The 24095-nt window shown below is 73.7% G+C and carries 16 protein-coding genes; 4 read left to right on the plus strand and 12 right to left on the minus strand.

Going from position 1 to position 24095, the window contains the following annotated elements; translation table 11 throughout:
- Positions 1-7 precede the first annotated feature (7 nt).
- The gene (locus GD748_RS02610) at positions 8-913 is read right to left on the minus strand and encodes a phosphatase PAP2 family protein (RefSeq protein ID WP_193312787.1); all 906 of its coding nucleotides are present in this window, start codon (positions 911-913) and stop codon (positions 8-10) included.
- Positions 914-1206: 293 nt separating this feature from the next.
- Between GD748_RS02610 and GD748_RS02615 the strand changes: the two genes are divergently transcribed.
- Positions 1207-4851 carry a methylmalonyl-CoA mutase family protein gene (locus tag GD748_RS02615; protein ID WP_152193632.1) on the plus strand — a complete coding sequence of 1215 codons (3645 nt, stop codon included), beginning with the start codon at positions 1207-1209 and terminating at the stop codon, positions 4849-4851.
- A gap of 213 nt (positions 4852-5064) precedes the next feature.
- Here GD748_RS02615 and GD748_RS02620 read toward each other — a convergent pair whose 3' ends face one another.
- The 4 genes from GD748_RS02620 to GD748_RS02635 all read right to left on the minus strand — a co-directional run bounded on the left by GD748_RS02620 (position 5065) and on the right by GD748_RS02635 (position 13340).
- The gene (locus tag GD748_RS02620; RefSeq protein WP_152193633.1) at positions 5065-7887 is read right to left on the minus strand and encodes an HNH endonuclease signature motif containing protein; all 2823 of its coding nucleotides are present in this window, start codon (positions 7885-7887) and stop codon (positions 5065-5067) included.
- Positions 7888-8291: 404 nt separating this feature from the next.
- The gene (locus tag GD748_RS02625; RefSeq protein WP_152193634.1) at positions 8292-9872 is read right to left on the minus strand and encodes a DUF7059 domain-containing protein; all 1581 of its coding nucleotides are present in this window, start codon (positions 9870-9872) and stop codon (positions 8292-8294) included.
- Positions 9873-10087: 215 nt separating this feature from the next.
- On the minus strand, positions 10088-12466 hold the full coding sequence (locus GD748_RS02630) for a sodium-translocating pyrophosphatase (protein WP_152193635.1): 2379 nt from the start codon (positions 12464-12466) through the stop codon (positions 10088-10090).
- Between the two features lie 511 nt (positions 12467-12977).
- On the minus strand, positions 12978-13340 hold the full coding sequence (locus GD748_RS02635) for an STAS domain-containing protein (protein ID WP_152193636.1): 363 nt from the start codon (positions 13338-13340) through the stop codon (positions 12978-12980).
- A 232-nt stretch (positions 13341-13572) separates the two neighbouring features.
- Here GD748_RS02635 and GD748_RS02640 point away from each other — a divergent pair, with 232 nt between their 5' ends.
- On the plus strand, positions 13573-16032 hold the full coding sequence (locus tag GD748_RS02640; RefSeq protein ID WP_152193637.1) for a DEAD/DEAH box helicase: 2460 nt from the start codon (positions 13573-13575) through the stop codon (positions 16030-16032).
- Between the two features lie 136 nt (positions 16033-16168).
- Here the strand turns inward: GD748_RS02640 and GD748_RS19765 are convergent, their stop codons facing one another.
- The 7 genes from GD748_RS19765 to ssd all read right to left on the minus strand — a co-directional run bounded on the left by GD748_RS19765 (position 16169) and on the right by ssd (position 21428).
- Complete coding sequence (locus GD748_RS19765) at positions 16169-16768, minus strand: Rv3654c family TadE-like protein (RefSeq protein ID WP_226920676.1); 600 nt, start codon at positions 16766-16768, stop codon at positions 16169-16171.
- Between the two features lie 2 nt (positions 16769-16770).
- Positions 16771-17169 (minus strand): TadE family type IV pilus minor pilin, encoded by a 399-nt coding sequence (locus GD748_RS02650; RefSeq protein WP_152193638.1) that lies wholly within the window; start codon positions 17167-17169, stop codon positions 16771-16773.
- Entirely contained in the window at positions 17166-17387 is a 222-nt protein-coding gene (locus GD748_RS02655) for a DUF4244 domain-containing protein (RefSeq protein WP_152193639.1), read from the minus strand. Before GD748_RS02655 ends, GD748_RS02650 begins: the two co-directional genes overlap by 4 nt.
- Before the next feature lie 159 nt (positions 17388-17546).
- The gene (locus GD748_RS02660) at positions 17547-17996 is read right to left on the minus strand and encodes a type II secretion system F family protein (protein ID WP_226920678.1); all 450 of its coding nucleotides are present in this window, start codon (positions 17994-17996) and stop codon (positions 17547-17549) included.
- A gap of 110 nt (positions 17997-18106) precedes the next feature.
- Entirely contained in the window at positions 18107-18931 is an 825-nt protein-coding gene (locus tag GD748_RS02665) for a type II secretion protein F (protein WP_152193640.1), read from the minus strand.
- On the minus strand, positions 18928-20418 hold the full coding sequence (locus tag GD748_RS02670) for a TadA family conjugal transfer-associated ATPase (protein WP_319593293.1): 1491 nt from the start codon (positions 20416-20418) through the stop codon (positions 18928-18930). The genes GD748_RS02665 and GD748_RS02670 overlap by 4 nt, the downstream gene beginning before the upstream one ends.
- Positions 20415-21428, minus strand: a complete 1014-nt coding sequence (gene ssd, locus GD748_RS02675; protein ID WP_152193641.1) for a septum site-determining protein Ssd — start codon at positions 21426-21428, stop codon at positions 20415-20417. The genes GD748_RS02670 and ssd overlap by 4 nt, the downstream gene beginning before the upstream one ends.
- Positions 21429-21855: 427 nt before the next feature.
- On the opposite strand from ssd, the gene GD748_RS02680 reads away from it, so the two are divergent.
- Positions 21856-22839, plus strand: coding sequence for a hypothetical protein (locus GD748_RS02680; protein WP_152193642.1), 984 nt, complete (start codon positions 21856-21858; stop codon positions 22837-22839).
- A gap of 184 nt (positions 22840-23023) precedes the next feature.
- A complete protein-coding gene (locus GD748_RS02685) occupies positions 23024-23998 on the plus strand; it encodes a hypothetical protein (RefSeq protein ID WP_152193643.1) in 975 nt (324 codons plus the stop codon).
- Positions 23999-24095: the final 97 nt, after the last annotated feature.

Below are 24095 nucleotides of genomic sequence, written 5' to 3' on the forward strand. Positions count from 1 at the left end.
GGTGGGCTTACCGTCGCAGCTCGCGCGTGCCCAGCACGAGCGGGGCGAGCACTGCGAGGCAGGTGACGCCGACGACGCCGACGCTCGCACCCCCGTAGGCGAGCAGGAGCTCGGTCCGGGACTCGCCATCGGCCTGGCTGATGACGAGCATGCTCAGCAGCGCCACGAGCCCCGCACCGACGCCGACGATTGCGAGCAGGTGCACGGTCAGCCTGGTGGTGCGCGCCGCCCGGCCGGTGGCCGCGGCGGCGTCCGCCCTCGCCCCGCCTCGCCGGGCACCGCCACCGGTGCCGACCACTGCCTGGGCAAGGAGCAGCCAGGCGGTGACCACCAGCACTCCGGCGACGACGTCGGACGCCCGGTGCCAGCCACCGACCATGGTGGCGACGCCGGTGGCGCCGGTGTAGAGCGCCCCGAGGAGTGCGGCGAGCCAGCGCCACCGTGGCGGCGCGACGAGTATCGCGGCCGCGGCCACCGACGCGGCAACGGTGGTGTGGCCGCTCGGCAGGGAGTTGGTCTCGATCTCGGATACGCCGAGCTCAGGTCGGGTGAACAGCCCGTACTTAAGCAGCTGGGTGGTCACGTTGGCCGCCCCGACCATCACGCCGACCGCGACGGCGAGCAGCCACCGACGCCTGAGGACGGCCACCAGCACGCCGACGAGGATGACCAGGACGAGGAATGGCACCGAGACGACGTCCAGGACGCTCTGGGCGCTCTCGGCCAGGCGCCAGCGACCGATAGTGGCGCCCTCGAACGCGACCTCGTCGACGTGCTGGCCGGTCGCCGTCGTGACGAAGAACCACCACACGGCGACCACTGCGGCACCGGCCAGGACGGCGAGCGCCAGGGCGACGGCCCGGCTTGCGCCGTCGCGGGAGAGGTGCCCGTCCGGGCCGGTGGTCTGGGGCACGCCGCAACGGTATCCCGGCCCGGCGACGTACGGTCGCGAGACGAGCCACGGAGCAGGGCGAGACGCGCACCACATGCGCCCGCACGTAGTCGGGGTGGGATGCGTTGCGCGCCGGCCGTTCAAAGCACAGTCGGCTGGCGGGCACCGTTCAATCACTGCAGGCTCGCCGCTCCACCGTTCAAGCACTGCCGGCGCCGCACCCCGCCGTTCAAGCACCGCCCGCTCGGCGGGAGACCGACGTCACGCCCGCCGAGATAGACTTCAGGACCCGCCCGACGACGTGTGGAGGCTCCATGACCATGCCCGCCGCCCAGTCCACCGTGGCCCCGGCCGCCGTGAGCCCGCTGCGGTTCATCACCGCCGCCAGCCTGTTCGACGGCCACGACGCCGCCATCAACATCATGCGCCGGCTCATCCAGGACCAGGGCGCCGAGGTCGTCCACCTCGGCCACGACCGGTCGGTAGAGGACGTGGTGCGGGCCGCGCTGCAGGAGGACGCCGACGCGATCGCGATCTCCTCCTACCAGGGCGGCCACGTCGAGTACTTGCGGTACATGGTGGACATGCTCGCCGAGCGCGGTGCCGGGCACGTGCGGGTCTTCGCCGGCGGTGGCGGGACGATCACGCACCAGGAGATCGCCGAGCTCGAGGCCTACGGGGTCGAGCGGATCTACCATCCCGACGACGGCATGAGGATGGGCCTGGTCGAGATGATCGCGGACGTCGTGGCCCGGACGGAGCGCGCCCGTGAGGAACGGCCGGGGGCTGGGGCGTCACTCGGGTCGCCGGCCGGCACGGTCGGGGCGGTCGCGCCGGCCGGGTCGACGGTGTCGGTCGGGGCAGCGGCGCCGGCCGGGTCCGTCGGTCTTGAGTGGCCGGTCGACATCGACGACGAGGCCGCCGTGGGCCGCCTGCTCAGCGACCTCGAGGACGGCGTGCACGACAGGGCTGAGCTCGAGGAGATGCGGAGCGCGTGGGCGGCGGCCGGCGCAGCGGCACCGGTCGTCGGCATCACCGGGACGGGTGGGGCGGGCAAGTCCTCGGTCATCGACGAGCTGCTCAACCGGTTCCTCACGACGTTCCCGAAGATGCGGATCGCCGTCCTCTCGGTCGACCCGACGCGTCGGCGCACCGGCGGCGCTCTGCTGGGCGACCGGATCCGGATGAACTCGCTGCGCAGCGACCGGGTGTTCCTGCGCTCGATGGCCACCCGCCGTCGCGACGTCGCGACCAGCGCCGTGCTCGCGGACTCCATCGCGCTCCTGCGGTCGGCCGGGTACGACCTGGTCGTCGTCGAGACGGCGGGAATCGGGCAGGGCGACTCGGCGGTGGTCGAGCTCGTGGACCTGCCGGTCTACGTGATGACCAGCGACTACGGCGCCGCGAGTCAGCTCGAGAAGATCGACATGATCGACTACGCCGACCTAGTCGTGCTCAACAAGTACGACCGGCGCGGGGCCGAGGACGCCCTGCGCGACGTGCGCAAGCAGTGGCGCCGCAACCGGGTCGCGTTCGACGTGGACGACGACGAGATACCCGTCTACCCGACGATCGCGAGCCAGTTCAACGATCCGGGGATCACCTGGATGTTCACGAACCTGTGCAGGCTGCTGCGTGAGGTGCTGCCCGACGGCGTAGAGCGGCGATCCGTGGACTGGCGTCCGCATCTGGACACCTCCGTCCGGGAGCCGCGGGCGACGGTGCTGATCCCCGGGCACCGGGTGCGCTACCTCGCGGAGATCGCCGAGCAGGGGCGGAGCATCAGTGCGTCGATCGACCGGCAGTCTGAGGCTGCGGACAGGGCCCAGGCCTGCTGGATCTCGCTGCAGGAGCTCGGTGACGCTCGACTGCCCGAGCAGCTGGCGCCGTACGACCCGGCGGACCTGACGTCGAGAGCGGGTGCTGTCGACGCCGGTGGTTCAGACGACGCCGGTAATTCAGGCGACGCCGGCGGATCAGCGACCCGGGACGTCGAGCCGGAGCCGGACCGGACGCTCCTCACGCTGCGGCAGCGCTACGACGACGCGGTGCGGTCCCTGACCGCCGAGTCGCTGGAGCTGCTGCGGGCCTGGCCCGAACGGCGGCGGGCCGTCACGGAGGAGGTCGGCGAGTACCAGGTGCGGGGCCGGACGCTGCGGGTGGAGAACTACCGCCCCTCGCTCAGCGGCGAGCGGGTACCCAAGGTCGCCGCACCGACGTACCGCAGCTGGGGCGACCTGCTGACCTTCCTGCACAAGGAGAACCTGCCGGGTGGGTACCCGTACACCGGCGGCGTCTACCCGTACCGTCGCACCGGCGAGGACCCGACCCGCATGTTCGCCGGTGAGGGCACCCCGGAGCGGACGAACCGGCGGTTCCACTACCTCAGCGATGGCCAGGACGTGGCACGGCTGTCGACGGCGTTCGACTCGGTGACGCTGTACGGGGAGGATCCCGCGATCCGGCCGGACATCTACGGCAAGGTCGGCAACTCCGGCGTCAACGTTCCGACGCTCGACGCCATGAAGAAGCTGTACTCGGGCTTCGACCTGTGTTCGCCGACGACCTCGGTGTCGATGACGATCAACGGTCCGGCGCCGATCATCCTGGCGATGTTCCTCAATACTGCGATCGACCAGCAGGTGGAGAAGTACCTGAGGGCCGATCCTGCCCGGTGGACAGCGGCGGAGCGCCGGCTCGACGAGCTCTTCGAGGGACGTGCGCGCCCGACCTACGCGGGGCCCTTGCCACCTGGTAACGACGGGCTCGGCCTGGCGCTCCTCGGAGTGACCGGCGACCAGCTGGTCGACGCGGAGACCTACGCACGCATCAGCGCCGAGACCCTGGCCGCAGTGCGGGGGACGGTGCAGGCGGACATCCTCAAGGAGGACCAGGCCCAGAACACGTGCATCTTCAGCACAGAGTTCGCGATGCGGATGATGGGTGACATCCAGCAGTACTTCATCGACAGGCACGTGCGGAACTTCTACTCGGTCTCGATCTCCGGCTATCACATCGCCGAGGCGGGGGCGAACCCCATCAGCCAGCTGGCGTTCACGCTGAGCAACGGGTTCACGATCGTCGAGTACTACCTCGCGCGGGGCATGGCCATCGACGACGTCGCACCGCATCTGTCGTTCTTCTTCTCCAACGGCATGGACCCCGAGTACGCGGTCATCGGACGGGTCGCGCGTCGGATCTGGGCGCGGGCGATGCATGAGAGGTACGGCGCCGGCCCGCGCAGCCAGATGCTGAAGTACCACGTGCAGACGTCGGGGCGGTCATTGCACGCGCAAGAGATCCAGTTCAACGACATCCGCACGACGCTGCAGGCGCTCTACGCGATATTCGACAACTGCAACAGCCTGCACACCAACGCCTACGACGAGGCCGTGACGACGCCGACCGAGGAGAGCGTGCGTCGGGCCGTGGCGATCCAGATGATCATCAACAAGGAGCTCGGACTGAACTTCAACGAGAACCCCTGGCAGGGCAGCTTCGTCCTCGAGGAGCTCACCGACCTGGTGGAGGAGGCCGTCTACCAGGAGTTCGACGCCATCAGCGAGCGCGGCGGGGTGCTCGGCGCGATGGACACCATGTACCAGCGCGGGAAGATCCAGGAGGAGTCGCTGCTCTACGAGCTCAAGAAGCACGACGGCTCGTTGCCGCTCGTCGGGGTGAACACGTTCCTGCCTCGGGAGCACGCGGGTGAGATCGAGAGCCCCATCGAGCTGATCCGGAGCAGCGAGGCGGAGAAGCAGCAGCAGATCGCCGACGTCGCGTCCTGGCAGCTTGCCCGGAATCCCCTCGCGCCGTCCGGACTGACCGATCTGCAGCAAACCGCCAGGGATCGGCAGAACGTTTTCACGGCGCTGATGGAGGCCGTCAAGACCCACAGCCTCGGCCAGATCACCCACGCCCTCTACGACGTCGGCGGGCAGTACCGGCGGAACATGTAGCGGCGGGCGGCCAGTCACCTTCCCGTGATGGGCCGGGATGTCGAGGTCGGCACGATCTCATTCGAGCCGAACCCGGCGCCGATCGACGGCGAGAGCCTCCCCGCTGTCGCTCTCGTCGTCGAGCTGGGGTCTCGGCATCTCCATGAACCCGGTGGGACCTCTTCTTTGAGCCCGGTGGGCCTCCGTGGTGTCCACATCAGGGCGCTCGCCACATCAGAAGGGCGGGACGTCGTCGTCCGCCTGAGATCCGTGCTGGTTCCACGGGTCCTCCCCGCGCTGCCGCGTCGGCCCATCGTCAGGACTGTCTGCCGTGGGTGGTGTGCGTCGGGCGGGGAGCATGGTGATGGTGCCGTCGGTCTCGCGTCGGTAGACGTGGCCGGTGGGGGTGGTCCATTCGAAAATGCCGGGCTGGGGTTGGACGACGGTGAAGGCACCGACGGTCTTGAGGGTGTGGTCGCGGGTGCACAGCGGTCCGTGGTTTGTATCGGCCGTGTGCCCGCCCTGGGACCACGGGATCGTGTGGTCGATCTGGCAGCGCTGGGCCGGGACCGAGCAGCCCGGCAGGACGCAGGTGGTGTCGCGTAGACGGACGTGCTCTTGGAGGTCCTCGGGAGGCCGGTACCTGGTGCGGCCGTGGTCCAGGACGGTCCCGGTGACGGGGTCGGTGACCAGGCGCCGCCAGGTGCCGCCGACGGCCAGGGCGCGGGCGACGTCGCCGGTGATCGGTCCGTAGCCGTGCAGGACCGCGACCTCGGGAAGGGGGTCGTCGAACGGCTCGGCGGCGGTGGTGGGGTCATCGCCGCGGTCGCGCCCGTCGACCAACCCACCGCAGCCGCTGCCGCTCTCGCCGGTGCCGCTGCCGTTGCTGCTCGTGGCGCTGGTGGCGCCGCAAGTGCAGCTGTGGCCGTTGGGGGCGTTGCCGCTGTCGTCGGCGCCGATGTGATCGGCGGTGGAGGTGCCATCGGTGGTGCATTTGCGGCCGTCGCTGGCGCTGCTGCCGTCGCCCGAGCCGCCGTCGCCCGAGCCGCCCTCGCCCGAGCTGCCGTCGCCCGAGCCGCCGTCGCCCGAGCTGCCGTCGCCCGTACCGGCGCGGTCGGCATTCTGGCCGGCGAGGAGGACGCTGAGGGGGACGGTGACCTTGATCTGGGTGTGGGTGGTGGCCGGGCTGCCACAGCGCATCGGTTCGCCGGTCTGGAGGAAGGGCCACCACGGCGGCACCGCGCCGTCTTCGTCCGGTCGACCCGGTGGTGGATCATCGGCTCGCCCCTCGGGCGGCCTGGTGGGCACAGCTGTCCCCTCGGACCCTGATCCTGATCTGTCCGCGGCGGCTGTCCGACCGGATCGGGCGCTCTGCCTGGTCTGCTCAGCGCCGGGAGGGTGGCCGACCGCCCCAGCACTGCCGGAGGAGAGGCAGCGCGTGCTGGCGGAGGCATCGGGGTCCTGCTCGACGGCACTGTCCGGGGCCGAGGGGGCGGCGTCATCGGTCGGCGGCGGCGTCGGCGACACGGCGGGCGGCGCGCTCGTGCCGGGACCGGTCGGGCCGTTCCGTTTCGGCGCGTCTGCGGTGGTGGTGGTGTGGTGTGGTGGTGGGCCGGTCCAGCCGGTGTGGATGGTGCCGCGGGCCATGGCGGCCATGGCGTCGGCGCGGAGCTGGGACATGGTGCGGGTATCGCCGGCGGCCTTGGCGGTGGTCGCGATCGCGTCTAGGGCCAGGTCGACGGTGACACAGTCCTCGGCCGGCAGGACGGCGTAGAGGGAGGCCATGCCGTCGGGCAGGGCCTTGGTGTGGTTGACGTGCCGGCCCGCCCGGGCCCGGGCATGACGGTCCTGGGCGTCCTCGGGGTCCACGGCGATCAGAGCCTTGTTCAGGTCGCCCTGGAGCTGGGAGGGGGTGCGCCCGTCGGCCTGGTGCAGGACCTCGGCCTCGACCTCGGCAGCCACCGGGCCCGGGGCGTGCTGCAACGTGGTGACGATCTTGGCCGCTTTGCGGAAGTCGATCGCCCCGGCCGCCAGTGCGGCACCGGTCTGGGTGAACGCCCGGGTCAGGCCGTGCCCGACGGTGACCAGGTCTCTGGCCTCGGTCTTGGAGATCGCCAGCCGCAGGGCGATCTCCTCCCCGGTGGCGTCGATCTTCTCCGGCAGTGACGGGTGGTGGAACGTGGTGGCCTTGTCCGCCAGGGTCGAGGCGGTCCGTGCTGCGGCGGCGGCGGCCCAGGCCTCGATCCGTTTGTATCCGGCCAGGATCTCCAGCGTCGCGAACCGGTCGATCTGGTCCTGGTCCACCCCGGCGAGCAGCGCGGCCAGGACCGGACCCGCTTTCGCCTGCCCCAGCGCGGTCAGGCTGATCCCGAGATTGCGACCGGACTCGGCCTCGACCTGCGCGAAGACCTCCGTCAACGGCCGGTCCAGCACCCGCGACCACGACCCACCGACGTCGCATGTATCGGCGTCGTCGATGTCGACCTCGATGACGGTGCCGGTGCTGTCGCCGGCGGTGTCACGAACGGACGCGGTGCCTGGAGCGGCGGCGGTGTCATCGGCCGAAACGACTGCCACGGAATCAATGCCCTCGACCGAGGTCGGAGCAGATGAGTCGGCCGAGCCGACACCGTCGACGGCATCGACGGAATGGGCGACATCAGGGGTAGCGATGGTGCCGGTATGGACGGCCCCAGCACCGGCGGCGGCGCCGGTACCGGTCGGGTGGACCCCGCCGTCGTCGCGGAGCGGGTAGAACCGTGGGTCGTCGGCCAACGGGTCCGCGCTCGTGGGCGGCGGGCTGCCCGGCCCGTCGTCCTCCGGGCCGTCGAGGAGTACCTCCAGCGCCTCCAGCGCGGCCGAGTCACCCTCGTCCGCCGCCTCGACCAACCCTATGAAACCCAACCGGGACAGCCGCCGCGTACGCTCGACCCGTTCCTGCGCCGCCACCGCGAGCGCGAACTCACGCAGGTGCGAGCACGGGCGGCCACCGTAACCGTCCTGCTCGCAGCAGAACCCACCGGTGTCACCACCTTGCGAACCCGTCCACCTCGACATGTATCGAACCTATGCGCGACCACTGACATTCGAGTCCGCGCTCCCCACCTCTGTGGATCTGCCACCCACCGCGTGCCCGTCCGAACCGGTCGACGACGGCTGTGGCAGGGGCGGCGGTGCCGGCTGTGCCAGCGGTATCGACGCGTGGCGGCGGCGGTGCCGGCTGTGGCAGCGGTATCGGCGCGTGGCGGCGGCGGTGCCGGCTGTGGCAGCGGTATCGGCGCGTGGCGGCGGCGGTGCCGGCTGTGGCGGCGGTATCGGCGCGCGTCGGTGGCAGCGCCGGCTGTAGCGGCGGCGGCGTCGGCGGGTGGTGGTGGCCGCGGCGACGACGGAGGTGTCGGTGACGAGCTCATCGACCACGGCACGAAGAACGGATGCACCCAGCAGGTCACAGCGGTGGAGAGTCACGCCGGGCGCAGGAAGCCGTCCACCACCAGGGCCCGGGCGGCCGGAAGGACCTCGCGTGCGACGTCGTCCGCCCGCAGGTCGAGAAGTGCCGCGAGCCCACCGACGATCTGCCCGACGGTCAGCTCGCCGTCGCAGGCCCCGACGGCTCCAGCGACAAGCGTTCCAGGGCGCACCACCCTGCCCAGCCCGCCACCCTGACGCAGCTGAAGGACCTGAGGATCGCTCGCACCCGGGACGAGGAACCGCTCCTCGGTGACGTCGCCGGCGACAACCAGCCGCTCGTCGGCGAGCTCCGCCCCGACCTGACCGCCGGGACGCACTGCCTCCAGGTCCGCGAGCCAGCTCCGCACCGCGAGCACCTCCGCCATGTGCGTGCCGAGCGGCTGGCGCACCGGCCCGGTCACCTCCTCCACGCGCCGCCACGGTGCCCGTGCGGCTTCTGGTCGACCGATCAGCAGGTAGCCGAACCCCACCCCCTCCACGCCGCGCGCCGCGAAGTCGGCCAGCCACGCGGCGTAAGCGGCCTCGTAGGCCGCCCGGTCGACCTCGGGCCGCATCCCGCCGTCGCGCAGCCACAGCTCCGCGTACTCGGCCGGGTCCTGCACCTCGCGCTCGACGATCCAGGCGTCGAGACCCTCGTCGGTCAGCCACCCCTGCACCCGCTCGCGCCAGTCCTCGCCCGCGTGGTGCTCCCAGTTGCCGAGCAGCTGGGCCACGCCGCCCGGCGCCAGGTGCGCTCCGACGCCGCGGACCAGATCGGCGACGAGGTCATCGCCACCGTGACCGGCGTCGCGGTACTCCATCACCGGCAGGCCGGCGTCGTACGCCGCGCGCGGCGTGATGACGAACGGCGGGTTCGAGACCACCAGGTCGAACTGCTCCCCTGCCACCGGGGCGAGCATCGAGCCTTCCCGCAGCTCGACGTCGACCCCCGCCAGGGCCGCGTTGAACGCGGCGAAGGCGAGCGCGCGAGCAGAGATGTCGGTCGCCGTCACCTGGTCGCTGTGCCGGGTGGCGTGCAGCGCCTGCACGCCGCACCCGGTGCCGAGGTCCAGCGTCCGCCGTCGGGACGTACGCACAGTGATCTGGGCCAGCGTGAGCGAGGCGCCGCCGATGCCCAGCACGTGGTCGGCGCGGAGCGCCGCACCGGTGGCCAGCTCACCGAGGTCCGAGGTCACCCACCAGTGCGCAGCACCCGCCGCGTCCTGGGCGGCGTACGGACGCAGGTCGACGACGGCGCGCACGGGATCGTCGTCGCCGCCCCCGGCCGATTGCACCAGTCCGAGCCGCTCGGCCCCGGTCGTCGTCGTCCCGGGCAGCGCGGCATCCAGCTCTGCCCGGCCGACCGCGTCTCCGAGGACGAAGAGCCGCAGCAGGACGGCGACCACATCGGAGCTTGACCGCGCTGCACGCAGTGCAGGCAGCCGCTGCTCCCGCAGGAGCGCCGCGCCGGCCACGTCGCCGACTACCTCGGCGACGCCGTCGACCGTGAACCCCGCCCGCTCGAGGTCTGCGCGGAGTCCGTCGATCTCGACTGGCCCGCCCGCCGGTGGGTGCGGGCTGGGAAGGGTGTTCATCGCCCCAGACTAGGGACGGAGCTGACAAGAGGTACGCCCAGGCCACGAGTCGCGGGTCACGGGTCACGCGTCACGGGGCACGGGGCACGGGTCACGGGTCACGGGTCACGGACATCGGCACACGTCGGAACCGTGCACGGTGCGAACATCAGGAACGCCGTGCCCGGCACCGCTGCGGGTGCCGGGCACGGCGTCCGTACGGCTCGCGGCCTGTCTCAGCGGCGCTCGACCCGTTCCGTGGCGGACTCGACGGCCTCGCCGGGCGCGGTGGTCGCGTGAGGCTCGGGCGGGTTCGACTCCGTCGCGATGGTGTTGTCGATCTCCTCGGCCGTGTCGATCTTGCCGGCCCGGCGCCGCGACGCCCAGACCGCGCCCAGCGCGATCGCCGCGGCGACCAGCGCGATTCCGATGCGGACGGCGTGGTTGGTGTCGGCCGGGACGCTCATCTGCACCACCGCGGGCGCGATGAGCAGCGAGACCAGGTTCATCACCTTGAGCAACGGGTTGATCGCCGGGCCGGCGGTGTCCTTGAACGGGTCACCCACCGTGTCGCCGATGACCACGGCCGCGTGCGCCTCGGAGCCCTTGCCGCCGTAGTGACCGTCCTCGACGATCTTCTTGGCGTTGTCCCACGCGCCGCCGGCGTTGGCCAGGAAGACGGCCATGAGCACGCCCGCGCCGATAGCACCGGCGAGGAACCCGGCCAGCGGACCCACGCCGAGACCGAAGCCGACGGCGATCGGGGCGAACGCGGCCAGCAGCCCGGGGGTGGCCAGCTCGCGCAGCGAGTCCTTCGTGCAGATGTCGACCACGCGCGCGTAGTCCGGCCGGGTCTGGCCCGTCATGATCCCGGGGAACTCGCGGAACTGGCGCCGCACCTCGAAGACGATGGCCCCGGCCGCCCGGGTGACGGCGTCGATCGCCAGACCCGAGAAGAGGAACACCGTCGCGCCACCCAGGATCACGCCCACCAGGGTGATCGGGGAGATGATCTCGTAGGTGACCATCGCGCCGACGACCCCGTCGGCCATCTGGGTGCCCGCCTCGGCGATCTCGCCGAGCGCGATGGCCACGGCGTCGGCGTAGGAGCCGAACAGCGCGGTGGCCGCGAGCACCGCCGTCGCGATCGCGATGCCCTTGGTGATGGCCTTGGTGGTGTTGCCGACGGCGTCGAGGTCGGTGAGGACCTGGGCGCCCTCCTCGTCGACGTCGCCGGACATCTCGGCGATGCCCTGGGCGTTGTCGCTGACGGGGCCGAAGGTGTCCATGGCGACGATGACGCCCACCGTCGTCAGCAGGCCGCAGCCGGCCAGCGCGATGAGGAACAGGGCCAGCCAGATGTTTCCGCCCGCGATGAGGAAGACGCCGCAGATGGCGGCGGCGATGATGCCGGCCGTGTAGACCGCGGACTGGAAGCCCACGCCGATGCCGGAGAGCACGACGGTCGCCGCGCCGGTGCGCGAGGTCGAGGCCACGTGCAGGGTCGGCTTGGAGGTGGTCCCGGTGAAGTAGCCGGTCAGCCACAGGATGACGCCGGCGAGCACGACACCCACGACGACGGCGGCACTCACGATCAGCCGTGGGTCACCGCCGTGGCCGGCCAGGTCCTCGCTGATCCCGGGGATGGCCCCGAACGTGCCGGGCAGGTAGATGAAGGCCGCGATGGCGGCGAGCAGGACACCCACGAGCGCCGAGATGTAGAAGCCGCGGTTGATGGCCGTCAGGCCGGACTCGTTGCCGCGGACTCGCGTGATGAAGACACCCAGCACGGCCACGAGCGCACCGATGGCGGTGACGATGAGCGGCAGGATCAGACCCTGCTCGCCCATGGCGGCCTTGCCGAGGATGAGGGAGGCCACGAGCATCACGGCGTAGGACTCGAACAGGTCGGCGGCCATGCCGGCGCAGTCGCCCACGTTGTCGCCGACGTTGTCGGCGATGGTGGCCGCGTTGCGCGGGTCGTCCTCGGGGATGCCCTGCTCGACCTTGCCTACCAGGTCCGCGCCGACGTCGGCGGCCTTGGTGAAGATGCCGCCGCCGACCCGCATGAACATCGCCAGCAGAGCGGCGCCGAAGCCGAAGCCCTCGAGCACCGCCGGGGCCTCGCCGCGGTAGATGAGCACCACGCCGGCCGCACCGAGCAGGCCGAGGCCGACGACGCTCATGCCGACGACGCCACCGGTGCGGAACGCGATCCGCGCACCCTCGGCGCGACCGCCGGAGCGGGTGGCCGCGGAGGCGACGCGCACGTTGGCCTTCACCGCCAGCGACATGCCGAGATAGCCGATCGCCGCCGAGAACCCGGCGCCGAAGAGGAAGGCGATCGCACGGCCGAGCTTGATCTCCGGGTCCGCGGGCAGCAGGAACAGCAGCCCGAAGACGACGACGGCGAATATGCCGAGCGTCCGGAACTGTCTGCGCAGGTAGGCCTGCGCGCCCTCTTGGATCGCCCCGGCGATCTCGCGCATCCGCGGTGTTCCCTCGTCCGCGGCCAGCACCTGACGGCGCAGCACCACCGCGATCGCGAGTGAGACGACCGCGATACCCGCGATGGTCCCGACGATGATCAGGCTCGTAGCCCCCAGCTCAAGCATCCGCCCTCCTTGGCAGCGCAGCGCACCGGCCCACAGCGGCGTCGCCGCGAGCGGTGAGTAGTTTTCCGTGCGGAGCCTACCTGGGTGACGGCGTCTCTCCTACCAATCCGGACCGTCGTCGGAGACTGCACCGGCCTGGGCGGGCCCGCCGGCGGGCGTGCGCATCGGGCCAGAATCGGGCGAAACTGGTCGATTTCGGCGGTGATCGTGGCTCGCTGAAGCCCCTAGATGGTCACTCGATGGAGAAGCACGTCTCTGTGAGGCGACGGGGTCGATCAGGTGCCGGAGCGCATGGAACCGTAGTCAGGATTATCCGGACAGACGTTCCGGGTGCTCCGGCAGAGGCGGTCGCTAGCAGCTCGGGCGACCTGGCCGGTTCGGCGGAGCGACCTGGCCGGGCGGAGCGACCTGGCCGGTCGGGCGGAGCGACCGGTGGTGAGGTACGAGGTGGGCGGCCAAAGCTGGTTCCGGGCGGCCAGGTGAGACGGGGCGGTCAGGTGAGACGGGGCGGTCAGGCAGGTTCGGGATGCCTGCCAGCGGCGCACCGCAGCGCCCCGTCGAGCGTGCGGTGCAGCGGCACGGTGTCGGCGAGGCCCATGAGCGCAAAGGTCTCGCGGACCTGGTCAGCGTCGGCGACCACGTGCAGGCGCGTGCGGAGAGTCACCATCATCGTCCTGGGCCGGACGACGGCATGCACCCCGGCCGAGTCGATGAACGTCACGTCGCCGAGGTCGACGACGAGCGTGCTGGGCAGGTCGTCGAGGGCCCGTTCCACGGCGTCGCCGAGCTGATCGGCGTTCGTGACGTCGAGCTCCCCGGCCACCGAGATGACGGGAAAGCCGCCCACACGATGCGGGCAGACGCTCAGAGCCATCCGTTCCCCCCTCCCGGGACCGTCGGTGAGCCGATAGTTCCACGCCCCGACCGGCACCGGAACCACTTGGGCCGGGGAGTTCTCCCCATCGCCGGTGACGGTCCGGACATCCCGGCGCTCCGGGCGGCTCCGGGCGCCGCCACGAGGTCTGGATGCACGACGTCGGAAACGAGCCGCCAGGCACCGTCACCACTCGTCCTGCGAGGCCTCTCACGTGGCGCACACTGGGGACATGCCCCGCCCGGACCTCGTCGAGCTGCTGCGCGCCACCGGCGCGCGCGACGGCCGCCTGGTCCACCTGGAGCAGCTGCCCGCACGCCCCGGGCAGACCGCCGAATGGCCCCCCTGGGCCGACCCGGACCTCATCACCGGCTACCGCCGCTCGGGCGTCGAGCAGCCGTGGGTCCACCAGGTCACCGCCGCCGAGGCGGCCTGGTCGGGCCGGCACACGGTCATCGCGACCGGAACCGGGTCGGGCAAGTCGCTGGCCGCCTGGCTGCCGGTCCTCTCGGCGGTGCGCGCGGGGGCCGCCCAGGCGGCCAGCCCTGCCGCCGGCAGCATCGGCACCTACAACCGCCGGCCCACCACCCTGTACCTCTCCCCCACCAAGGCGCTCGCCGCCGACCAGCTCGCCGGGCTCGACCGGCTGCTCGCCGCCGCCCAGCTTCGCGGCGTCCGGGTCACCACCTGCGACGGCGACACCCCCCTGACCGAGCGCGACTGGGCCCGCGACCACGCCGACGTCGTCCTGTCGAACCCCGACTTCCTGCACTTCTCGATGCTGCCCTCCCACCGCCGCTGGCAGCGGCTGCTGCGCGGCCTGCGCTACGTCGTCGTCGACGAGTGCCACGCCTACCGCGGGGTCCTCGGCGCGCACGTCGCCCTGGTGCTGCGCCGGCTGCTGCGCGTCGCGGAGCACTACGGCGCGACACCCACGGTCGTTGCCGCCTCCGCCACCACGGCCGAGCCCGCGCTCACGGCGGCACGCCTCGTCGGGGTGCCCGAGGAGGAGGTCGTCGCGGTCACCGAGGACACCGCCCCGGCCGGACGGCGGACCATCGCGCTCTGGCAGCCCGCCCTCTCCCCCGGCTGGGCCGCCGCGTGGCCCGGCGAGGGTGTGGACCTCGGCGCCGAGGGCCCGGACCAGGAGGTGCTCGAGGACGGTCCCCGGCGCAGCGCGACCGCGGAGGCGTCGGACCTGCTCGCCGACCTGGTCGCCGCCGGGGCGCGGACCCTGGTCTTCGTCCGGTCGCGCTACGGGGCCGAGGTCATCGCCGAGCAGACCCGTCGGCACCTGCGCGAGGTCGACACCGACCTGGCGGCCCGCGTGGCGGCCTACCGCGGCGGGTACCTGCCCGAGGAGCGCCGTGAGCTGGAGCGGGCCCTTCGCTCGGGCGAGCTGCTGGCGCTGGCCACCACCAACGCGCTCGAGCTCGGCGTCGACGTTGCCGGCCTCGACGCCGTCGTGATCGCCGGCTGGCCGGGCACACGGGTCTCGATGTGGCAGCAGGCCGGTCGCGCCGGCCGGGCCGGCGCCGAGGGCGTGGCGGTGCTCGTGGCGAGCGAGGACCCGCTCGACGGGTTCCTCGTCCACCATCCGGAGGCGATCTTCGGCGCGGGCGTGGAGGCGACCACCTTCGACCCGGCCAACCCGTACGTGCTCGCCCCGCACCTGTGCGCGGCCGCCGCCGAGACCCCGCTCACCCCTGACGACCTGCCCCGCTTCGGCCTGCCCGACGACTCGCTGCTGGTCGAGCTCGGTCGCCGCGGCCTGCTGCGCGCCCGCCCGGGCGGCTGGTTCTGGAACTTCGCACGGACCGAGCGCCCGCAGGACCTCACCGACCTGCGCGGCGGGGGCGTCCAGCCCGTGCAGGTGGTCGAGACCGGCACCGGGACGGTGCTCGGCACCGTCGACGGCGCGCGCGCGGACGCCACCGTCCATCCGGGCGCCGTGTACATCCACCAGGGGCGCACGTTCGTCGTCGACGCCCTGGACGACGACGTCGCGCTCGTCCACGAGGACGACGAGCTCGGCCACCGGACCAAGGCCCGTTCGTCGTCGAGCGTCCGGATCCTCGGCACCCGCAAGCAGGAGCGGTGGGAGTCCGAGGGCACGAATGTGACCTGGGCCTTCGGCGACGTCGAGGTCACCAGCCAGGTCACCGGCTACGACAAACGCCGGCTGCCCGGCATGGACATCATCGGCTCGTACCCGCTCGAGCTGCCGGAGCGGGTGCTGCCGACCACCGCGGTGTGGTGGACGCTGTCGGCCGAGGCGTGCGAGGCGGCCGGGGTCGGCAAGGATGCCCTGCCGGGGTCGTTGCACGCCGCGGAGCACGCCTCGATCGGCCTGCTGCCCCTGCTGGCGACCTGCGACCGGTGGGACATCGGTGGGCTCTCGACGGCGGTCCACCCGCAGACGGGGCAGCCCACCGTCTTCGTGCACGACGGCTACCCGGGTGGCGCCGGCTTCGCGGAGCGCGGCTACCGCGCGGCGACCAAGTGGCTGCGCGCGACCCTGGAGGCGATCACGGCCTGCGGGTGCGCCGACGGGTGCCCGAGCTGCGTGCAGTCCCCCAAGTGCGGCAACGGCAACTCCCCGCTCGACAAGTCCGGTGCCGTGCGGCTGCTGCGCCTCCTGCTGCGCTGCGCACCGGCCGACCGAGCGAGTGCCGCCGTGCACGCCGGCTGACCGAGCGAGTGCCGCCATGCGCACCGGCTGACCGAGCGAGTGCCGCCATGCGCACCGGCTGACCGAGCGAGTGCCGCCATACGCACCGGCTGACCGAGCGAGTGCCGCCCTGCACGCCGGCTGAGGAGCGGCTTGCTCACCAGTTCTCCGCGGGTCCGGCCCGCGCCGTCGCCCGGGCGAGAAGCAGTTCGCCCGTCGCACCAATGATCGGCACGCGCGTGGTCACCCGCACCTCGTCGCCGGTGACAGTGCAACCGACGAGCTCGGCCTCGTTGGCCACCACCACCTCCCCGGCGACGGCGCACGGGTCACCTGCCGGACCGCCCACCCGGTGCAGGGCGGTGGCGGCGGCGAGCGCCCCGAGGTCGGCGGCGGTCTGGGCGGTGCCGCGCGCGTGCACGGCACGGGCCACACCGACGACGGTGAGCGTGAGCACAAGCAGCACGGCCACCAGCGCGAGTCCCAGCACGGTGCCGGAGCCACGCTCGCGCGCGCCGCCGATGCCGACCTGTCTCGCACCGCGGTCACCGTGATCGCCGGCGACCGGCTGACCGCTCGAGCCGTCCTCACAGCTACCGCTGACGGTCGGGTCACGGCGACGGCCACGGCCAGGGCCGGCCGGACCGCCGTCGACCCGACGCTGACCGCCGTCGGCCCGACGATGACCGCCGTCGGCCCGACGATGACCGCCGTCGGCCCGGCGATGACCGCCGTCGACCAGACGATGCCTGGACACGCTCACTCCCCGGGCTCCGGCACGGCGCGGGCGCTCGCGCGGGCCCGCAGGTCGGCGAGCCCGAGGGGACCGTCCAGCTCGGTGGAGACCTCGACGACGACGTAGCGGCCGTCGTCGCCGACGACGACCTCGGCACCGGCCCCGGCGAGCTCCTGCGCGACGTCCGAGACGACGGCGGAGCTCTCGCCGAGGGCGGCCGCCCGAGCACCGGCCCGCGCCGCGTCCGCGACCCGCACCTGGGTGAGCGCAGCGCTCGCGGCCGTCAGCAGGGCGACGAGCAGGAGGACCACCCCCGGCAGCACGATGGCGAGCTCGGCGGTCACCCCGCCGCCCTCCCGGTCGCCCGGGGGCAGGCGGAGGCGCGAGCCGCCGCCCACCCACGGGCGTGGTCTCCGGCTCATCCCAGACCGAGCGCCTTGCGGATGAGGTCCGCGATGAGCTCACGGACCCAGTCGCTCTTGAGGATCCAGAGCAGGATGCTCGCGAGCGACGCGGCCGCCACTGTGCCGATGGCGTACTCGGCGGTGGCCATGCCGGCCTCGCCGTCGGCACGGAGCCCGTTGATCCGCCGGCCGAGCGCCACCCGGGCCCGTCCCCAGCGGTGTCGAACTGTCCTCATCGTGCTCTCCTTCCGTCTGCCCCTTCCGGGGCGCCTTCCCGGTTCACGACCGACGGGTCGCCGGTCGTCGTGACCGAGCCTGCGGCCGGACGGGACCGCAGCGCGCCGGACCGGCGCGACGCTGTGGAGGCGACGGCAGCAGCACCGGTTGTGGAGCCGTCAGCCACCGAGGATCCCGCCGCCCGCGGCGATCACCACCGGGACCAGACCGAGCAGGACGAACGCCGGGAGGAAGCACAGCCCGAGCGGCAGCACGAGCCGCACACCCAGCCGCGCCGCAGCCTCCTGGGCCTGCCGGTGACGGGTCGCCCGGACAGATCCGGCGGCCTGCCGGAGCAGGGGCCCAGGCGCGGCCCCGTCGAGCCAGGCAGGTTCGAGGGCGTCCGCCAGCGGGGCGAGGTGGCGCGGCGCCCCCGCCCAGGCCTCCTCCCAGGGAGCGCCCAGGAGCAGCGCACTGCCCGCCTGCCGCAGCGCCGCCCCCGGGGCTGCCGGATCCGGACCGCTGACGGCCCGGCCGAGCGCCTGCAGCGTGCCGGGGACCGCCGCGCCGGCCCCGAGTGCCGCGTCGGCAAGGTCGAGCAGGACCGCGACGTCGACGTCACCGTTCACGGGAGCAGGACGCCGGACCCGCCGACATGGTCGCACGGTGCGCGCCTGCCGGTCGGCCAGCGCCCAGGGCAGAGCGGCAAGCACTGCCAGAACGAGCAGTACCGCCACCATCATTGCCTCGCTCTCCGACGGGAGTCTCGGCCAGGCTCGGCTGCGGCGGGTCCGGTCCGGCGGGCCGACCGGAAGGATTCGCCGGCAGCGGTCGCCGCACGCTCGAGCGTGGCGACCCACCGCCGGCCGAGCACCATGAGGGCGACGCCGCCCACGAGGCAGACGCTGCCGAGCCCCCCGCCCAGGAGCACGGCGACCGGGTCCGCGCCCACAGCCGCCCCGAGGACGAGCCCGAGCAGCGGCAACCACCCGAGCAGCCGCGCCGTCGAGCGTGGCCCGGCAAGGGCGACCGACCGCGCCGCACGGGCGTTGCCTGCCTCGGTCAGCCCGTGGGCACAGCGCTCGAGGACCTGCGCCAGCGGAGCACCGAGCTCGTGGGTGAGGCGGCAGGCGGCAAGTGCGCCCGGCAGTGCACCGGCCGTGGTGACGCCGACGCCCGGACGACGGACGAGGCGCCGGAGCATCCGAGGCACCCCCTCCAGCTCGACCTGGCGCCGGGCCAGCTCGGCGAGCGGCCCGGGGACCCCGTCGTCGTCGGGACCGTCCCGGCCGCTGGTGATACCGATACGGGCGAAGGTCTCGCGCCAGGCACTCTCGACGTCGGCGCCCGCACGCAGACGGGTGGCCACCTCGGTGACGACGACGCCGAGGTCCGGCTCCGCCGGCCGGTGCCCACGCCCACCGCGCCTGCGCCGGACCAGCCGGCGGTCGGGGACCGCGCCGAGGTGACGGGTGGGAGGCGTCGTCCCGGGTGGCCGGCGAGCCGGTACCAGCAGCGCGACCGCGAGGGCGAGCAGCCCCCCGACGGCGAGCGCGACGGTCACGTCGCCAGGCCGGCAGCGTGCCGGCCGCGACCGCCGGCGACGAACACCGCGGGCCGCGGCTGCGCGGCCGGCTCGGCATCGCCGGGCAACTGTGCGGCTGAGCCGCGATCGCCGACTGCCTCGCCGGCCCCGGGAGCCGGACCGGCCACGCCCTCGGACGGACGGAATCGGGCGCCGTCGGACGGGCCAGGCCGCACGCTCTCGGAAAGGCCGAGCCGGGCGCCGTCGGAGGGGCCAGGCCGCACACCCTCGGACGGACGGAGCCGGGCGCCGTCGGACGGACCAGGCCGCGCACCCTCGGAAAGGCCGAGCCGGGCGCCGTCGGACGGACCAGGCCGCGCGCCCTCGGAGAGGCCGAGCCGGGCGGCGAGCCGCGGCCAGCCGGCACCGTGGCGGACAGCGCCGTCGGTGCCGACCGACAGCGCGGTCTCGCAGACGAGCTCGGGGCCGCGCCGGTCCAGCACGCCGACCTCCACGAGGCGCCGCAGCCCGGTCTCGGCCCGGCGCAGGTGGAGTACGGCGTCGAGCGCGCTGACGGCCTGAGCGGTCATGGTGGCCTCCGCCAGGCCGGCCAGGGCGCCGAGTGCCACCAGCCTGGCGGGCACGTCGGCCGAGGTGTTCGCGTGCACGGTGGCCCAGCCGCCGTCGTGCCCGGTGTTGAGCGCGCCGAGGACGTCGCGGACCTCCGGCCCCCGGCACTCGCCCAGCACGATGCGGTCGGGCCGCATCCGCATGGCCGCCCGGACGAGGTCGCTGAGCGGCACCTCCCCCACCTGCTGGACGTTGGCGCGGCGCACCTGCAGGTGAACCACATGGGGGTGCGTCGGACGCAGCTCGGCGGACTCCTCGATGCACACGATCCGCTCCCCGTGCCCCACCAGGGACAGCAGCGCCGCGAGCAGGGTGGTCTTGCCGGAACCGGTGGCGCCGGAGACCAGCACGTTGGCACGACGGTCGACCAGCGCACCCAGGACAGGCGCGAGGGCGCCCGGCACGGTGCCGCAGGCGACGAGCTGGTCGAGGGTGAGCACCCGGGTGCGATGGGTGCGCAACGAGATTAGCGTGCCGGTGGCCGAGAGCGGCGGCAGGACGGCGTGCAGCCGGGTGCCGTCCGGCAGCGAGCCGTCCACCACGGGGCTGGCGTCGTCGAGGCGCTGCCCGCACGCGGCGGCGAGCCGGGCGGCCAGCGAACGGACCGCCGCGGCGTCGTCGAATGTCGCGTCCGTGACGTCGACCCTCTCGAGGCCGGCACCGCGGTCCACCCAGACGCCGTCGGTGCCGTTGACGAGGACGTCGGTGACCAGTGGGTCCTCGAGCAGCGGCTGGAGGACCGGGCCGCCGCCACGGAGCTGGGCGCGCACCTCGGTGTCGAGCCGCAGCAGGCCGGCGGCGCCGACGCCGGTGTCGGCGTCACCGAGGGCCCCGGTCAGGCTCGCACCACGCGCCAGCGCGGTCCGCACGCGCGCCACCTGCGCTGGGGCGCTCACGGGTCGAGACCCAGCTTCTCGACCAGGGCGCGCGCAGTCGTCATGACGCCCCCGCGCCGCTGGTCGCCGGGCGTGACGCCGTGCTCGATGCCGGCGGGCAGTGCCCGCTCGTCACGCATCCTGGCCGTCAGAGCCAGCCCGGCCGCGGCGGCGATGTCCTCGGCGTCCTGGCCCCGCTCGCGCACCACGAGGTGGACCCGGTCGACGGGGACCGCGGTGCCGGCGAGCCCGCCGACGGCCTGGGCGGCGGCCCCGCCGCGCACGCCACCGCAGGTGAGAAGGACGAGGTCGGCGCACCAGCCCAGCCACAGCTCCTGCGCGGGCCCGGGCGCCAGGACCTGACGCGGGAGATCCAGCACGACGACGTCGTGCCCCTGGCCCAGGGCGCGCACGGCAGAGCGGACGACGAGGTCTTCCGCCTGGGCCCCGCCGCGCCGGTCCCCGGACAGCACCCGCACGAGGTGCCAGGTGGGCAGCGCCAGGGCGAGCTGCTCGGGAAGCAGGGCGCCGCGCTCGCCGTGCACGTCGGCCCAGCGCCTGCCGGGGTCGTGCTCGAGCCCCAGCAGGACGTCGAGGCCGCCGCCTGCCGGGTCGAGGTCCACCAGAGCCGTCGCCGCTCCGGCGCCGACGCACGCGCGGGCCAGACCAGCTGCCAGCACGGAGGCACCCGCCCCACCGTGCGCACCCACCACCCCGACCGTCCGGGCGCGGTGCGGCGTCCCGGCCATGACCAGGACGTCCAGCAGCGTCGCATCGTCTGCAGGCAGCCGCACGGACGTGGGGACGGCGTCCGTCACCGCGGCCGGCTGCACCCGCACCGGATCCACCCGGACGGCCAGGTCGCCCGTGGGGCCGGCGTCGAGGGTCACCGCGGCCGCTGGAAGCACCCGGTCCTCGGGCACGACCACGAGAGCGATCCCGGCGAGGTCGGTGAGTCGGCGGACCTGGTCGGCGAGCACACCGTCGCCGGTGCGCAGCACCACCTCCGCCATTCGCGTGCTCGTTCCCATCCCGGTCCTTTCTCCTCCGTCGTCGGGACGTCCTCGTGCCGTCGAGACGTCGTCCTGCTGTCGTCGAGACGTCCTCCTGCTGTCGTCGGGACGTCGCGCCGCTGCTCCGGCCGGCCCGGCGTCGCCGGCGTCCCGACGTCGATCCCGACCCAGTCGCCGTCGTCCCGACGTCGCTCCCAACCCTGTCGCCGTCGTCCCGACGTCGCTCCCGACCTTGGCGCGGACCGGACCCGCCGCGCCGACAGGGTGTGGACGGGTACGACGCCGCCACCGCTGTGGACGGGCGCGCGTCACCGTGACCACGCCCTCCCGTCCTCCGCGCGCAGGTGATAGCCCGCGTGCCGACAGCGCCTCGGGCGAGCCGCCGGTACCAGGGGCAGGGCCGGGGCCTGCGGCGATAGGCTGCCGATGGCGGAACGGAGGACCGTTGAGCAACCAGGACGAACCACCTCAGGCGGCCGACCCGAACCGGTCCTACGGCAGCACCTACCCGCCCGTGCCGCCGCGCTCGCGAAGGGCAGGGCACGTCGTCGGCATCGTCGCGGGGCTGCTGCTCCCGCCCGTGTTCCTGGTCCTCGTGGCGCTCGGCTGGTCCGAGCTCACCGGCGGTGCGGGACTCCTGGGGCTCGCCTACCTGCTGCTCGGCGTGGCGGTGCTCGCCGGCCTCGCCGCGGTCGCTGCCCTGGGATCGAGCCTCGCCCTGGTGGTCGGCGGGCTCGTCTGGGGCGTCGCCGGACATCTCGGCCGCGACGCGGTCGGACCTGCTCTGACCGACGCGACGTCCGGTGTCCCCGCGACTCTCGGCGTCGCGCTGACCGGTCCGCTGTACTTCGCGCCGGTCGCGGTGCTCGGGGTCACGATGGTGGCCGGCGGCATGGCGGTGCATCTGGCCCGCCGGGCCGGTCGCCGGCAGGAGCGGGTCGAGGCACGTCAGACCCGCGGCACTCAGGTCGGTGAGGCACCGGTGCCGCCGGGCTCCCGCCGGTGGGCGCACGTCCTCGGCACGGTGCTGGCTCTGGTCGCCACCGTCGTCGCGCTCTTGGTGCTGGCCCGCGACGCGGGGGCCGGCGGTCCGGGCTGGACCGTGCCGGTGCTGGTCGGCGCGTCGGTGCTCCTCGCGGCCGCCGCGCTGGTGGGGGCGGTCTCCTCCCTCGGGCCGCAGGTGGCCGGCTGGGGGCTGCTCGTCGCGCCCGCCATGGCGGCGCTGTGGTTCACCCGGCCGGGCTCGCCCGAGGTGCTCGCGCCCGTGGTGGAGACGCTGTTCCGGCTGACCGGCGGGCCGCTCCTGACGGTCACCGGCACGCTGCTCCTGCTCGGCCTGACCCTTGCGATCGGCGGTGCGGCGGCCCACTGGGCCAGGCGCGCCGGTCGGCGGTACGAACGGGTGGACCTGGCACTGACGGCCAGGTGACCAGTCGACGGGTAGGCGCGGGCAGATTCGCCCGCGGCGGGCGTTGGAACCCACGCAGGGGCGGGGATCCGCCTCTGGCGGGGCATCGAACCGACGCAGGAGCGGGAGTGCTGCGCGCGGCGCGCCCCCGTGGTCGCCCCCACCGGTGCTCGGTAGCGTGGGAACGACCTATCCAGGAGGCCCCGTGAGCACCCCCAGTCCCGACCACCGCGCCGAGTCCGAGACACCCGGCAGCGAGCCCACCGGCCCGGCGAGCGCCGGTCGGATCGACCACGACGCCACGACCGGCGACGCCACGGCCGGCCAGGCCGCCCCGGCGCGGGCCGACGTCTCCCCTGGCTCCGACGCCCCCGCCCGCACAGACGCGGAGTCCGAGACCGAGACCACTGCCGTGCGCCGGAGGGGCTTCCTCGGGCTGCACGGCGACGACGCGGCCGCCGCCCCGTCGACCGGCGTGGCGGACGCCCCGTCGACCGGCGCGGCGGAGACCCGCCGGCTCAGCCCCTCCAGGGGGAGCTCCGCCGTCACGCCCGACCGTGCCGGCGACGACGCCGCGCTGCGGGAGCGCTGGCGCGACCAGCCCGAGCCCACCACCGACGTGCTCCTCGACGGCGCCACCCAGGCGGCGCCCCGGTCGAGGGCCGGCGCCCACGTGCTGGCGCTGGTCCTCTCGATCCTCCTGGTCCCGATCGCCTGGTACCTCGTGGCCGACGCCGGAGCCCGGCTGACGCTCGGTGAGGACTCGCCGTGGGAGACGGGCGACCTCAACCCTGCCGCCCTGATCGAGCTGGTCGCCGCCCTGGTGGTCGTCGCCGCGGTGCTCTTGCTGGCGCGCTGGTCGTCCGTCGGCGCCATCGTCACGGGCGTCGTCGTGCTCCTCGCAGGCCTGGCCTTCGTCGTCGTGCCGGGTCTGACCCGGGAGGTCCTCGAGCCGGCGCTTGAGTGGCTGCGCGGCTTCAACGACCTCGGCGGCAACGTCGCCCACCACCTCACCGCGGACGGTCCGGCCGGACGCATCGCCCTGTACGGCCTGGCGCTGATCCTGGTCGGTGTCGTCTCGCACGGCGCCCGCCGCCTGGGCCGCTCGGAGGAGCGCTCTCGCGAGGCCCGTGCACGACGCGAGGAGCGTGCGGGGCGCCACGGCACCCCTCGCGCCTGACCGACGCGGCGCGGTCACGGGACCGATTCTGGCGCTCGTGCCCGACTTCGATATCTTGATGCGGACAGCCCTGTGAGCCACGGCACGCCGCCGTGGC

The organism is Georgenia subflava, assembly GCF_009193155.1.
Classification (GTDB): domain Bacteria; phylum Actinomycetota; class Actinomycetes; order Actinomycetales; family Actinomycetaceae; genus Georgenia; species Georgenia subflava.